Source organism: Lactobacillus sp. UMNPBX1, assembly GCF_002554085.1.
Lineage (GTDB): Bacteria > Bacillota > Bacilli > Lactobacillales > Lactobacillaceae > Lactobacillus > Lactobacillus crispatus.
In genome coordinates this window covers 1-14,700 of the sequence record NZ_PCZI01000003.1, presented here as the reverse complement: position 1 = coordinate 14,700, position 14,700 = coordinate 1, and the positions used below count along the sequence as shown (strand labels likewise).

Sequence of the window (14,700 nt, the reverse complement as noted above, 5' to 3'; positions counted from 1 at the left end):
TATGCCATTAGAAAACGATTTAGATAAAGTTTTAATTATCGGATCAGGCCCTACTTTAATCGGTAGTGTAGCAGAAATGGATCTTATGGCAACAGAAGCAATTGATGCTTTGACAGAAGAAGGCATTCAAGTTGTGCTAGTCAATCCTAATCCAGCTACAATTTCAACTGATAAAAAACCTGGTGTAACAGTCTATCTTGAACCGATGACTCTCGACTTCCTGAAAAGAATTCTACGGATGGAAGAGCCAGATGCAATTATGACAGCTTATGGTTCAACTAATGGTTTAAAGGTTGCACATAAGTTATTACAAGATGGCATTTTAGAACAAATGGGAATTCAGTTACTAACATTGAATTCGCGTGCTCTACAAATGGGGAATCAACAGAAAAAGACAGAGTTGCTTACTAAGCTACATATTGATACCGGGCAATCTTGGGAACTTAATCAGAGTATTCAGGATAATTTAGATAATGCGCTAGAAAGCATTAACGATAAAGTCACTTTTCCCGTATTAGTTACTAAGTACAACCGTTTTGTACACAACGAACATTTGCAATTTGCAAATCCTACCGATTTAATCAGTTACTTTAAAGAAGAAAAGCAAAATGATAATTTTACATGGAAGAATTATCGCTTAACTGAAGACTTATCTAGTTGGGAAGAAGTAATTGTTGACGTGATCCGTGATAAGGATGGCAATTTAGCTTTTATCAATTTTGCGGGATCTATTGAAGCTGTAGGTATTAATTCAGGTGACTCTGCAGTTGTGATGCCATCATTAACCCTAAACAATGATCATATTCAAGAGTTAAGAATAACCGTTAGAAAAATCATGTCTAATCTTGATCTCATTGGATTTGCTAGTTTTCATTTTGCGATTAAACACCATGGAACTCAAATTCGATCTAAGCTTTTGACAATTCGTCCGCGTTTGACGCGAAGTTCTGTTTGGGCTCAAAGAATTGGAATGTATGATGTGGGATATGTCGTTAGCAAAGTTGCTATCGGTTATCGACTGAATGAGATTACCGATCCTCTATCTGGACTTAATGCCTCAATTGAACCCACCTTAGATGCAGTAGCAATTAAAATGCCATATTGGTCATTTGCTGAATCCGGTTATAACCACTATTTGCTAGGAAGTCGCATGCAAGCAAGTGGAGAAGCAATGGGTGTAGGTCGTAATTTTGAAACTGCTTTTCTGAAAGGCTTAGATGCAACTATTAATTTAGAACTGGGTTGGCATGCTTTTATAAAAGAAAAAGAAAAATCCACTGCAGATATTTTGAATGATTTGGCACATCCTGATGAATTGCATTTAGTTAAATTATTAGCCGCAATTGATCAAGATATTCCATATTCTGAATTACAAAAAGTAACACATTTGCATCCGGTTTATTATCAGAAATTGCTTCACATTGTAAGACTTGGCAAAAAGTTATTACAAGAGAAGGAGCAGCCTTCGCGTGATTTGCTGCAAGAAGCTAAAGACTATGGATTCTTTAACCCATTATTAGCTAAGATTTTACAAAAATCAGTTACTGAAGTTCACTCTTTGATTAATAAAATTGACTTGCAGCCATCATATTTGAAGATCGACGGCTCAGCAGGTGTATATAAACCTAATGTTTGTGCTTACTACAGTGCATATGATGTTCAAAATGAAGCACAAGCTTTAAATGCTGAAAAAAAGATCTTGATTTTGGGCATGTTGCCGCTTCAAGTTTCGGTTACTAGCGAGTTTGACTATATGATTGCTCACGCGGCCGATACTTTACATAAGTATGGCTATGTTACTGTGCTTCTATCAAATAATGACGAATCGATTTCATCAAGGTATAAGAATATTGACCGAGTTTATTTTGATTCCATTACAGTTGAAAATATTCTAACTGTTGCTAAAAGAGAAAATATTTCTGATGTATTAGTTCAATTTTCTGGCAAAAGAATCAGTGCATTGAGTAAAGAGTTGGAAAAATGTGGTTTGCACGTTATTGGGCAAAAGGCAAACGACGATCCACGGGATAAGATTACTACTTTGCTTGATCAACAATTTACTACCTTAAAGCGAGTCCCGGCATTAAATAAAACAACTGATACAGACCAGGTTTTCGCTTTTGCTTCTAAATATGGTTTTCCACTTTTAATTGGTGGTATGAATAAAGAAAACAAGCAAAAATCTGCAGTTGTTTATGATGTTCCTGCAATAGAGAAATATTTAGCAGAAAACCAACTTGATCAAATAACTATTTCTCGCTTTATTGAGGGACACAAATATGAGGTAACGGCTATCTCTGATGGTACCAATGTAACTTTGCCCGGTATAATTGAACATCTAGAGCAAACAGGTTCGCATGCCTCTGATTCAATTGCAGTGATTCAGCCGCAAAATTTAACCGAAGAGCAGCAAAAAAAGATTGAGCAAGAGTCAATTAAATTAATTAAGCAGCTGAAAACAAAAGGCATTTTTAATCTGCACTATTTATTCGTTGATAATGACCTATATCTATTGCAAATTAAACCATATGCAGGTCATAATGTAGCATTTTTATCAAAATCACTAGATAAGGATATCACTACTTGTGCTACAGAAGCTTTAATTGGCAAAAATTTAGCAGAGCTAGGATATCCTAATGGTCTATGGCAAAACAGCGATTTTATTCATATTAAAATGCCAGTATTTTCATTTCTTAATTATTCAAGTGGTAATACTTTCGATTCAAATATGAAATCCTCAGGTTCTGTAATGGGTCGAGATACTCAACTAGCTAAGGCTTTATACAAAGGATATGAAGCAAGTGATTTACATATTCCAAGTTATGGAACAATCTTTATTTCAGTCAGAGATGAAGACAAGAATCGCGTGACCCAACTAGCTCGCCGATTTGATCGCTTAGGTTTCAAATTAATTGCGACCGAAGGAACAGCTAATATGTTTGCGGAAGCTGGGATTACTACTGGAGTAGTGGAGAAGGTTCATAAAGACCCTAGAAATCTACTAGATAAAATTCGTCAACATAAGATCGTCATGGTTGTTAATATTACTAATTTGTCTGATGCAGCTAGCGAAGATGCATCGCGCATCAGAGATGAAGCGCTGAATACACATATTCCTGTTTTCTCAAGTATCGAAACAGCGGAATTGATTTTAGACGTTCTAGAATCATTGGCTTTAACTACTCAACCTATTTAATAAGCAAAACAAAATGCAAAGTCGATATGACTTTGCATTTATGAGAATCATTGAACTAACTAGTTCGATGATTTTTATTTTTCAATTTTTTTATTCATAATTTCCTTTTCTTCAGGAGTTACTTCAATTGAATTTTGTCCAGTGTAGATTACAAATCCTGGTTTAGCACCATTAGGCTTTTTCACACGCTTGTCTTGCACATAATCAACTTGTACGTGAGCGGAATTTTTAGCCTTAGAAAAGTAAGCTGCAATCTCAGCCGCTTCTTTAATATCTTGATCAGTAGGCTGATCATCGCGTAAGATCACATGTGAGCCTGGCATATTCTTAACATGAAACCAGTAATCAGATTTATTAGCTTTTTTAAGAGTAAGCCAATCGTTTTGATAGTTGTTTTTACCAACCAATACGTGTTTACCAGATGAAAGTTTAAATTCATTTAAATTGCGTTCAGTGATTTTCTTCCTACGCTTATTTTTCTTTTGTTTACGTAAATATCCTTGATTAATCAATTCATCTGTAATTTGATCAATATCCTGTGGATCCGCATTGTCAATAGCTGTTTGAATTGAATCAAAGTAACGAATATCATCCTTAGCAATACGAAGCTGTTCATTAATGTGCTTAATAGAATCACGTAACTTTTTGTAACGAGTAAAATACTTTTGCGCATTACGAGCAGGGGAGAGAGCAGGATCTAATTTAATCTCTAATGGAGCATTATTTTCGTAATAGTTAGGTAATGAAACTTTAGTCATTCCAGGTTTTACTTGAGCCAAATTTGCATTTAAAATTTCGCCTTTAATTCTATAGCCCTCTGAATTTTCAGCAAGATCTAATTGCTTCTCAAGTTTTTTAACTTTCTTAGTTAGTTTCTTTTGCTCATTCTTAACTACACGTTCAACTTGTCCTGCACGCTGCTTAACCCAATCACGTGTTGCCTGATATTCATAAAATTCATCTAAGCCAGCATTCAGATCTGGATTAGAGCTTTCTTTCTCTAAATCTAAATGATAGGGCAAATAACAAAAAATCTTACGCTTATTTCTAGGTGTTTTTAAAATAAAAGCACGCGGATTGTCAAACTGATTAAAAAAGATCTTAAAAGATGAATAAGTGTAATCGTCTTCAAGATAGCCTAATAATTCAGTTCGATCATCTTTATCTAAGCCATCCATTTTTTGAGCAATTTCATTAGGCTGGTTTTCACTACTTAATTGTTTAAATTCACTTTCTGATAGAGTCAACCCATTTAATCCTGGTTTTAGTGGGGGCAACTCATATTTTGCTTTTGGCAGTAAAACACGCGCTCTATTTTCATCAGGATTAATTCGCTTAAGTAAATCAATAATGTGATTGTCTTCTTGATTATAAAGGATGACATTACTATGACGTCCCATTAATTCTACAGAAAGCATGAGCTTGACTTGATCACCAAGTTCATTTCGATTACTAAAATGAAAGTTGACAATTCGACCTAAGCCAACTTGCTCAATCGATTGCAAAACTGAACCTTCTAAGTATTTTCTTAAAACCATGACAAAAATAGGTGCTTTATCAGGATTTGCAATGTTTTGTTTAGTCAAATACATTCTTGGATATTGTGCATTGGCCGAAATTAAAAATTGATAATTCTTTCTATCTTTTCTAAAAATTAAGACTAGGTCTTGATCAAATGGTTGATAAATTTTTGATAAGCGACCACCTACCAGAGTAGGGACTAAGTCTTTTAATAAACTATGGATAAATAATCCATCAAATGCCATAAATATCACCTCAAAGTTCGTGTAATATTATATCAATTTTTAGTCAGATTCTAAAATGATTATATTTATAAGTTATAGCTAATCATAATTGAAGCCTACAATACAGTAGTAAATGTTTCACGCTAAGTCTGCTATATCATTCAGTTGTATATTACAACATAAAAGTGCATTGTATTATACAATATTGCTGATAAATTAGCCTTTTGGTATTATCAAATGTAATATTAAATGATAAAATACAAGTATATAGTAATCTACATTGGAGAAAAAGGACTATACGAATGGATGTATTATTTTTTAGTACGATCGCAGATCAAGTGAAAAAAGAAATAAATCACAAATGTGGCTTAAATATTTCACAAACTCGAATTTTGCTATTTTTTGATGAAAACAAAAATCAAGCATTAGCGATGGGGAAGCTGGCAGAAGCGCTTAATATTTCATTATCAACCTTAAGTCGTCAATTGCAGCAAAAGAAGACTATGAGCTTTATTAATATCACTAGATCGGAAAAAGATTCAAGCAAGATTGTGAATCTAAGTGAAGCTGGCGTGACTAAAGCTAAAGAACTTAAAAAAACTCTGACTAAGATTGAGAATTTATTATTTGTCTATTTTGACAGAGATGCTGCTAATTTATTTATTAAGCAATTAAATCAAGTCGCTGATACTTCTATGACCCTAGAAAAAATGGAATAGGGTGCGTGATAGGTGCCTTTTATGCTATAATTTTTCTATGCTAAATTAGATATGGGAAGGGTTAATAAATTGAAAATTGCATTAGTTACTGACAGTACTAGTGTCTTAACTGATCAAGAAGTTAAAAATAATGATATTAATGTAGTTCCTATTCCTGTCATCGTAGGTGATAAGGAATATTCAGAAGGCGTTAATATCACTTCCACCCAGCTTTTTGAGATGGAGAGACAAGGTGCTGCTTTTCCTAAAACTTCACAGCCCAGCATGGGTCAAATGATAGAATTATGTAATAAATTACACGGAGAAGGCTATGAAGCTATTATCGCTATCACTTTGTCCAGTGGTATCTCAGGCTTTTATCAAAATATGGTAAATATGGCACATAACAATCCTGAATATAATTTATATCCATACGATTCTAAGATGACAGTTAGATTGCAAGGCTACTTGGTGTTAGCTGCCGCAAGAATGATAAAAAATGGTATGGAACCAGAGGCTATCTTAAAGAAATTAGATGAGATACGTAAGACAATTGATGAATTCTTTGTAGTAGATGATCTTAAAAACTTAAGTCGTGGTGGCCGTTTAAGCAATGCCGGTGCTTTTATTGGGACAATGCTTCAAATCAAGCCTTTGTTAACTTTTAATGATGAAGGAAAAATCGTTGCTTTTGATAAGATCAGATCATTAAAGCGTGCTGTTTCTAAGGTAGAAAAATTAACTTTAGATAAGACAGCAAATTTGCCTTATAAAGATAAGCTCCGCTTGTTTGTATTTCACTCAAATGATTTAAAGCAAGCGGAGCAAATTAAGCAATTTGTTAATGAAAACTTTCCAGATAAGCCAGTTGATGTAGCTGAATTTAGTCCAGTAATCGCTACACACTTAGGAGAGAAATCAATTGCAATTGCATGGATGGTTGATATTGATAAGCTCGAATTAAAATAAGAACAAATAGCCATAGGCCATAGTACAAACTATGGTCTTTTTTGTTTACCCTTTTTGCGATAATAGATTTGTAATTAAAAATTACAGTTGAGATACTAGTGCTGAATGTCATAGTAAAATTGCTATAATAGGCAATAGTAATATAATTATCGCAAAAATATAGGAATTAATTTAATAACTGTTTTACTATAGTGCTTATTTTAATGTTCTTTTTATGTTACAATCATTTTTAAATCAAATTATAGAAATTCGAGGAAATGCATATGTCTGCAAGCATACTTATTAAGCCATTAGTTACAATCAACGTTAAATTAAACATAAGGAAATTACATCAAATTGAAAAATATCAACAATAATCAAAACTTAAACTTTACTCAAGTTAAAGATATCTTAGCTCAACAGGCAATTACTATTGCTGCCAAAGAACAATTAAGTTCCGCCCAACCAAGTAGCAATTTACATAAAGTAGAACAACTGCTTAATGAAACAGAAGAAGCCGTGAAGATTTTGAAATTACGGCAGCACATTCCTTTTGCCAGTTCTGAGGATATCGAGCATTTAATTACTAAAGCTGAAAAAGGGCTAATCTTAACTCCTGATGATCTAGAAAAAGTAGCAGAATTTTTACGAGTAAATCGCCTACTACAACGCTTTTTAGCCAGACATGAGCAGCTAGCACCATTACTCAATGCATATGTCCAAGACATGACGCTATTGCCAGACATTGAAGATGCTATTTATACTACTATTGAACATGGTCAAGTACGCGATGAGGCAGATCGTGAACTAGCAAAAATGCGCCGCAACTTAAAGAAATCTGTTACTGAACTCAAAACTGCATTAAATCATTTTTTGACTAGTAAACCTAATCAAAAAATGATTAGAGACGCAATGATCGTTGAAAAAGAGGGCTACGCTACCATTCCAATTAAAGCAAACTACAAAAATCAATTGTCAGGGACTATTGTGGCTGTTTCTAATGGTGGACAAACCGTCTACTTTCAACCTGCTAAGGTTGTTCGTCTAAATCAGCAAATAACCAATTTAAAGGCACAAATACGTAATCTAGAACTAGCAATCTTAGGTGCTTTAACTGCAAAAATATACGACGTGAAGGATGATATTAAGCGTAACATTGAACTAATCACTTTACTAGATATGATTTTTGCTAGGGGAAAGTTTGCACAAAAATATAATTGTATTAGGCCTAAAATTAATCGTGAAAATTCTCTTGTTTTACGTGCAGTGCGGCATCCCTTGATCATTAATCCTGTTCCGTTAACCTTAGAATTAACCCAAGAAAATAGTGTTCTAATGATTACAGGACCAAATGCTGGTGGTAAAACCGTCGCGCTTAAAACTACTGGTTTGATGATTTTAATGACCGAACTAGGTCTGTTTTTACCAAGCGATAAACCATGTGATATTCCATTAATGGATGACGTTTTTACTTTAATAGGTGATCATCAGGACCTAGATAATTCTCTGAGTACTTTTTCAGCCGAAATGAAAGATATTGCCATGATTACCAAATATGCTCAATTCCATAGTTTAGTATTATTAGATGAATTAGGGACAGGGACAGATCCAAATGAAGGAAGCGCACTCGCTATTGGAATTCTACAAGAGTTGTATTTACGTGGCTGTTTAATCATGGCCACAACACACTACAGCTCTATTAAGGATTTTGCTAAGCAGCATGATGGTTTTATCACAGCTGCAATGGATTTTGACTTAAAAAATCTGCAACCTACTTATAAGTTAAAGATAGGAAGTATTGGTAATAGTCGAGCACTATGGATCGCCAAAAAATCAGGTATTCCAGAAAATGTTCTGCATCAAGCAGAAGCCATATTAGCGGGCAATAATTTACCTTTATCTTTAAAAAAACGTTTCGTTCACCAGCGGAAAAACAAAAGCAACCTGGTTGTTAAAAAAGAATTTCATAAAGGTGATATTGTATATGCTACCAATTTAAAAGAAGAAGGAATCTTTTATAAATATCTTCCTACCCAAAATGCAGCAAAGATATTTGTGGCAAAAGAATTTGTAGAAGTACCACTCAGACGTTTACAATTAAGACGACTAGCTAAAGACTTGTACCCAAAAGGATATAACTTAGATTTACTCTTTGTTAAAGACTGGCAAGATTATAAGTTTAATCGTGATCTAGATCGTGGCTCCAAAAAAGCTTACAAGAAATTGAAACATTAATAAAAAACGAGTTTGGAATTGAATAGCCAAACTCGTTTTTGCATTTAATTTGATTAATCGTGATTTTCTTTTGAGATCTCATTGAGAGCCGCACGCTGTTTTTTCTGATCAACATGAGTATATAGATCGGTGGCTGAAGTGCCTTTTTGACCTAGCTGTTGTGCTACAAGCACTTGATCTTTAGTTACTTCATAGAGCTCAGAAGCAACCGTATGACGTAACTTATGTGGGGTAAGGGGATGACCAAAAGCTGCAGAATACTTATTGATCATTTTTTCAATTGCGTTAGTTGTAATTCGCCGCGTTTGACCATGCCATTGAGTTAAAAAGAATGCCACTTGCTTACTATCTGCATGATAGCGTTCATTACGAATACCTTTATATCGCTTGATATAAGGAAGTGTCCATTCTGCAATTGGTACACTATCTTTTTGTCCGCCTTTTCTAGTTACATCTAGTACAGCATCCTTAAGGTTTAAATCACTCAAATCAACGCCAGCACATTCAGACACCCGAATGCCGGTACCTAAGATTAATGCAGCAATTGCCATGTCACGTTCTTTGTTTTGCTTAAAACCAATCTTTGCTTGCTTATTACAATGGTTAATATAGTCCTGATCAATAAAAGTCAAAAATTCAAATTTTAACTTACCAGTGTACATGTGGCTTTCAAGTACATGAGCCCGATAATTAAGTGTTTGCGTATCATTTAAAGAATTAATTTTAAGCATTACATTCCGCTCAAAATATGGCTCACCATGATTATTGTCGGCAGTAATGGTTAAAAACTTAAATAGGGAGCGTAAAGCATTAATTGAGCGATTAATCGTAGTGGGGGAGTTTAGTCGGCCTTGCTTATTACGGGTATGTCCTAAATAATCAATATACAGCATTATGTCATTGCGACGTAAGTTGGCTAATGTATCCGTAGTAACATGAGCATTATCTGAAGCAGAAGAAATATTTTCTTGACGTAGCCAATCGAAGAAGCGTCGAATTTCAGTTAAGTACTGGTAAGTAGTAGTTAATGAATGATTAGTACCAAGATTAAATTGCTTAACAAAATCAGGCAATTTATTTACTTCAATTTGGATCAATTCTAGGTATTTAGCAGTTTCCATATCTGCTCCTTTCACGAACTAATGTTTATATTATATCATACAAATACGTTAATCATAAAAAAATCACCTATTCTCAGGAATAGGTGATAAAAAACAGTCTAATTTAAAATTACTGCGCTCATTCGAACGTGAATATCTATAGTACTAACGTAGAAAAATGATTGCAACTAAATTTAACTTAGATAATCATGTCACTATAACTAGAATACCAGCAACGCTTATAGAAAACTCTTAGCATTCTAATTATAGCAACAGTGATTGCTCGTCAGTAAGTAAGGGCAAATTACATTTAGTAATTCAAACATTACTTACAAACATATGTTGTTTGTATGGTACAACACTTTTCAATCGTTTATTTTATGCTCTTTATTGCTAATGTTCAAGTAAAATATAACATTTTTTATAAAGAATCGAAAAAAGCTTATTTTCCTTGTTTAGTCGTATTTTTTGGCTAAAAATTGTACAATAGATGAAAATACATTATGTGAGATGAGGAAAAAGTATGACAGAAGAAATTAGTGTAAACTTCCAAGCTAAAAACCCTAGTGGTATCAAATTACTGAATCGTCTATATGATGGTCACTTAGTGTTAAACGACATTGGCGTTCGTTTAGATGAACAACTTAATAATGAAGATGAAGAATTGACTGTACCAACTCAAGCAGATGTAGATAACTTGAGTGAGACTTTTGGTAAAACTGTCACAGTTTTCAGTGATATTGCCGATGCATATGGGGATGTAAATAATTTTGCGGAAAACTTTGGTGGCACCACTAAGATTTTTGCTCAAAAGTTAATTACTGAACTAGTAGATTTCAATAATGGTATTGCGGACATTGGAGATTCCGAAGGCGGTTTAGAAAACTACGATAACGATAAGCTTAATGACTGGATTAATCAAGTAATGAGCGACATCGTTGAAACTAATGAAGCATTTAATGCATTAATTGATGATAAATAATAAAAAGTGTCAGTCCTTAAAATGAGGATTGACACTTTTTATCGTTAATTGCTTTTTAAACTGGACATTGGATAAACTGTGTAATCAGCACGGTAAACAAATAGACGATGACCATCAATCACAAATTGAGTTGCATTCTTCATATCACTCTTATGAATTGAGACGTGATTTCCAATAAAGACAGCAATCGGCATTCCTAATTGGCTTCTAATCATTACTACTCTTGAGCTACCATTCCAATCGTTTTTAAAATTCTGATACATTGTATTTAACAGAGGAACAGAACGATTTTGATCGTCGATCTTAACTTTTTTGTTAAATGCATCCTCGTAGTTTTTCAGTCCTTCATAGGCAATCATAGTAGAACCAACGTGAATCATTCGATTATTGCCATAGTCAACATCAATTACGCTAGAATGTTCAGTGCCATTACTACTTTTCTGTGACATCTTTTTATCAGTATGAATATTAACTGACTTAGCTTTGATCTGGTCGATCTTTTGTCCATTAGAATCATACGTTGATACTGTTAAGGGCAATGCCCCAATCTTAGAGCGCATAGATAATTCCCAGTTTTGAAAATCACTACAACCAGTCAGAGAAAGCAATAATACTCCCAGACCTAAGAATAAAGCTAACTTCTTTTTAAATTTCATCCTTATCTTATCCTCGTTTCTATATAATGCCTTAATTTTAACATGGGTAAAAAAGGGATGCAGATAAATAAATTGGAAATGATTCGTCAGTTCATTTACGTTTTAGGGATGCATCAAAAAAGCAGCAAATATTTGCTGCTAAAAATAAATTAGAACTTGTCTGCTTTAACGTAAGCATTTTTACCAATTCGATAGTAAGCTTCATTATTGATGTAATGTTTAGGGCCATAAGTCTTGATCGGTGAACCGGATTTTTTAGTAGACCATTTTGTATTAATGGTGCCATCATTTTTATACACTTTAGCATCAGCTTTAAAGACGCGTGAATTGCCTAGTACGTTACTTGCCATCACATACTTGTCTTCACCGACACGAATCATTGATTTGCCTTTAATTCTCACCTTATTGTCATAATAAGTAATAGAGCTGTAAGCATTATAAAAATCATTTGTCCGGTTGCTATTTTTGTCATAAACATATGACTTGTACATAACTGTAGCTGTTTTCTTGGTATTGGAAGCCTTAGGAGCCTGTGAGACTGCCGCGTTACCTGCGATTGATAATGGCAAGACTGTAATATTGCCATCAGTATTCATTCCGCGCCAATTATCTGTGAACTGCCAGATTGCGACACCATCCATTGAAGGGAAGTATTTAAAGTTGGGTTGGTCTACTCGGCCTGAAATCGCATATGCGGCTACCCAGAGTGAATTAGGATACTTGTTCACGATAGATGGAGTATTAATATTGTTTTGCAAAACGGAAGAACTAGCATAGAGAAGTGGTTGATAGCCAGCCGCCTTAATTTGATCCATAAAGGCAATAATAGCCTTAGCTGTTACATTTTTACCATTAGTAATGATATTGCCCTGACCAGTTTCATAATCGCAGGCTAAGTATGAGCCAGCTGGTAATCCCAACGCCTTAGCAGAAGAAATTGCGTATTGCGCTTCGCGCTTAGCGGCCGATGAACTTGAACTAAAAGTTGCAAAATGATAAGCCATCGGCATCATATCATTAGCAATAGCAGATTTAATCTGATTGGCTGCCTTAGGGTTGCGATAACTGGTTCCCTCACTAACTTTAACGATTGCAAATTGAGAACCAGCCTTGGCATGAGCAGTTAAATCTGCGCTTTGGTAGCTGGCAACATCAATTCCAAGGGCTTTAGCAACAACTGATGTTGATGAAGCTTGCACAATGCTCTCTGAGTCAGAGAAACGAGTCATTTGAGATAAAAGTGTGACACCTGCATTCGTTAACATAGTTGCACATGCTAATTTAATAATTGATTTCCTTTTAAACAATTTATGTCCTCCATACTTAGTGGAGAGAATCTTATCTATATCTCTCACATAATTTATACTTTATAGACTACAGATATAGTTCTCAAAAGGCAATAGATGAGATCATTTATTAATATATCAGTAATCAAACCGAAAAAAATTGAAATCAAATTGAGATATACAATAGACAAAAAATAAAGAATTAGTCGTGGCAAGAAATATGCCCCAAATCTAAAGAAAAGTATAAGACAGTCAAATAATATATTTTAAAAGTGACAAGAAATAGTTCATTCGCTTAAAATAAAGATAGTTAAAGAAAGCGCTTTGTTTAATCAGAAATGTGATAAGATATTTTGCAAGAAAGCAAAGGTGATCAAAATGCTACATTGGATTTGGGTATTAATTGTTGGTGGAGTAATCGGCTTAATTGCAGGTGCTTTAACTGGACATGGTAAGTCAATGAACTGGATTGCTAATATTTTAGCAGGATTGGTTGGATCTTCACTAGGCCAAGCCCTTTTAGGGGAATGGGGACCGAAGGTTGCGGACATGGCAATTGTACCGTCAATTTTAGGTGCAGTTATCTTGGTAATCGTCGTTGCATTCATTATGAATAAAATTAGACCTGCAACAGATTGATTTTATTCAGATTTTTATTCTAGCTAGATAAGCAAAGAGCCTGATTGGACGAATTATGTCTGATTTCGGCTCTTTTTTCGTCTTCCCTGGTCAGCAGAGGAGGGGAGATAGAGGTATAAGGGTTATAATAATGTATTAAAATGTTGCTTGTTTGTATAAAGATTGAGTAACCACGATAAATTAATTCATTAAAAAGAAATCTTAGAGTAATTCTCAGCATTTTTTGAAGATTGAAACTTTATTTAGATGTCTTATTCATGTAAAAACACAGATTTAAGTAGCGACTTGAGTCATGAGTTTAGTAGAATTATCATTTTTACCGCTTGATTATTTATTTAATAATATTTCAAGTAACTTTAAGAGCAGTTAATAAGAAACTGTCAAATCTTTTGTGTAAATAGATCTTTCTCGTAAATTGATTTTTTAATTATTTATTTAATCAAAGTAGGATTCTAAGGTGTCCTGAACCTGACCAAAGCCTTTATGAATTCGATTGAAATAACGGTCATTGTAGCTCATTGCCTGAATACCAATAAAAGCATCAAGCGACTGTTCAGTTGGAAACTCTGCCTTAGGCTTAGCTTTGCGCTTGATCACATTGTTAAATGATTCAATCATGTTAGTCGAATAAATTGAAGCTCTGATCTGCTTGGGATAGTTATAAAAGACCAGCAGATCTGGTTCTATGTCTTTCAAGCTTCTGATAACATGGCTGTAAACCTTGCCCCATTTGGTATAGAAGTCATGCAGGACAGCTGTGGCTTCTTCTTTGTTTGTCTGTTGATGCACCTGTTTGAATTCGTTCATGATCTTTTCACGATCGTCGACGCGTACTTTAGCGCAGATATTGCGCATGACATGAACCAAACAGCGTTGAAAATGAGCTTTAGGATAAGTCCTGGCCAAGGCTGTTTTCATGCCAACAACACCATCAGAAAGAAAAAGCTCAACTTGCTTTAAGCCTCGGGATTTCATGTTTTGAAGCATATCTGTCCAGACTTCAATGTTCTCGCTAGGCGCAATGCAGTAGTCAATGACCTCCTTGTGCCCATTAGGCTTGATGCCAATGGCAATATAGACTGCTTCACGCTCAAATGTTTCTCGGCGCAAAGGAAGGTATGTCGCATCCAAATAGACGCAGAAAAACTTGTCGCTTAGCTTGCGTTTGTGGTAAGCCTCAACCTTTGGAATCATCTGCTTGGAAATATTTGATAC

At 34.6% G+C, this 14,700-nt stretch carries 11 protein-coding genes; 6 read left to right on the top strand and 5 right to left on the bottom strand.

Annotated features, from left to right (window positions below; genetic code table 11):
- The first annotated feature begins 1 nt into the window (after nucleotide 1).
- Entirely contained in the window at nucleotides 2–3,196 is a 3,195-nt protein-coding gene (locus CP352_RS02945) for a carbamoyl phosphate synthase large subunit (protein WP_089143486.1), read from the top strand.
- A 74-nt stretch (nucleotides 3,197–3,270) separates the two neighbouring features.
- On the opposite strand, the gene CP352_RS02940 is transcribed toward CP352_RS02945, so the two are convergent.
- A complete protein-coding gene (locus CP352_RS02940; RefSeq protein WP_089143485.1) occupies nucleotides 3,271–4,962 on the bottom strand; it encodes an NFACT family protein in 1,692 nt (563 codons plus the stop codon).
- 281 nt (nucleotides 4,963–5,243) lie between these two features.
- Between CP352_RS02940 and CP352_RS02935 the strand changes: the two genes are divergently transcribed.
- From CP352_RS02935 to CP352_RS02925, 3 genes are all read left to right on the top strand, one after another.
- Nucleotides 5,244–5,660, top strand: a complete 417-nt coding sequence (locus tag CP352_RS02935) for a MarR family transcriptional regulator (protein ID WP_005719632.1) — start codon at nucleotides 5,244–5,246, stop codon at nucleotides 5,658–5,660.
- A 69-nt stretch (nucleotides 5,661–5,729) separates the two neighbouring features.
- Nucleotides 5,730–6,608 carry a DegV family protein gene (locus CP352_RS02930; protein ID WP_013086380.1) on the top strand — a complete coding sequence of 293 codons (879 nt, stop codon included), beginning with the start codon at nucleotides 5,730–5,732 and terminating at the stop codon, nucleotides 6,606–6,608.
- A 336-nt stretch (nucleotides 6,609–6,944) separates the two neighbouring features.
- On the top strand, nucleotides 6,945–8,822 hold the full coding sequence (locus tag CP352_RS02925) for a DNA mismatch repair protein MutS (protein WP_089143484.1): 1,878 nt from the start codon (nucleotides 6,945–6,947) through the stop codon (nucleotides 8,820–8,822).
- Between the two features lie 53 nt (nucleotides 8,823–8,875).
- Here CP352_RS02925 and xerS read toward each other — a convergent pair whose 3' ends face one another.
- Nucleotides 8,876–9,943: a tyrosine recombinase XerS gene (xerS, locus tag CP352_RS02920; protein WP_057726712.1), complete on the bottom strand. Its 1,068-nt coding sequence runs from the start codon at nucleotides 9,941–9,943 to the stop codon at nucleotides 8,876–8,878.
- Between the two features lie 502 nt (nucleotides 9,944–10,445).
- Between xerS and CP352_RS02915 the strand changes: the two genes are divergently transcribed.
- On the top strand, nucleotides 10,446–10,904 hold the full coding sequence (locus CP352_RS02915) for a hypothetical protein (RefSeq protein ID WP_005722391.1): 459 nt from the start codon (nucleotides 10,446–10,448) through the stop codon (nucleotides 10,902–10,904).
- Between the two features lie 44 nt (nucleotides 10,905–10,948).
- On the opposite strand, the gene CP352_RS02910 is transcribed toward CP352_RS02915, so the two are convergent.
- Together CP352_RS02910 and CP352_RS02905 are read right to left on the bottom strand one after the other, a co-directional pair.
- The gene (locus CP352_RS02910; RefSeq protein ID WP_005719642.1) at nucleotides 10,949–11,560 is read right to left on the bottom strand and encodes a DUF5052 family protein; all 612 of its coding nucleotides are present in this window, start codon (nucleotides 11,558–11,560) and stop codon (nucleotides 10,949–10,951) included.
- 149 nt (nucleotides 11,561–11,709) lie between these two features.
- Nucleotides 11,710–12,867, bottom strand: coding sequence for a GH25 family lysozyme (locus CP352_RS02905; protein WP_020993030.1), 1,158 nt, complete (start codon nucleotides 12,865–12,867; stop codon nucleotides 11,710–11,712).
- A 357-nt stretch (nucleotides 12,868–13,224) separates the two neighbouring features.
- On the opposite strand from CP352_RS02905, the gene CP352_RS02900 reads away from it, so the two are divergent.
- Entirely contained in the window at nucleotides 13,225–13,485 is a 261-nt protein-coding gene (locus tag CP352_RS02900) for a GlsB/YeaQ/YmgE family stress response membrane protein (RefSeq protein ID WP_005727307.1), read from the top strand.
- A gap of 435 nt (nucleotides 13,486–13,920) precedes the next feature.
- On the opposite strand, the gene CP352_RS02895 is transcribed toward CP352_RS02900, so the two are convergent.
- Nucleotides 13,921–14,700: IS256 family transposase (locus CP352_RS02895; RefSeq protein WP_098034852.1), on the bottom strand; the 780-nt coding region annotated here is incomplete at its 5' end.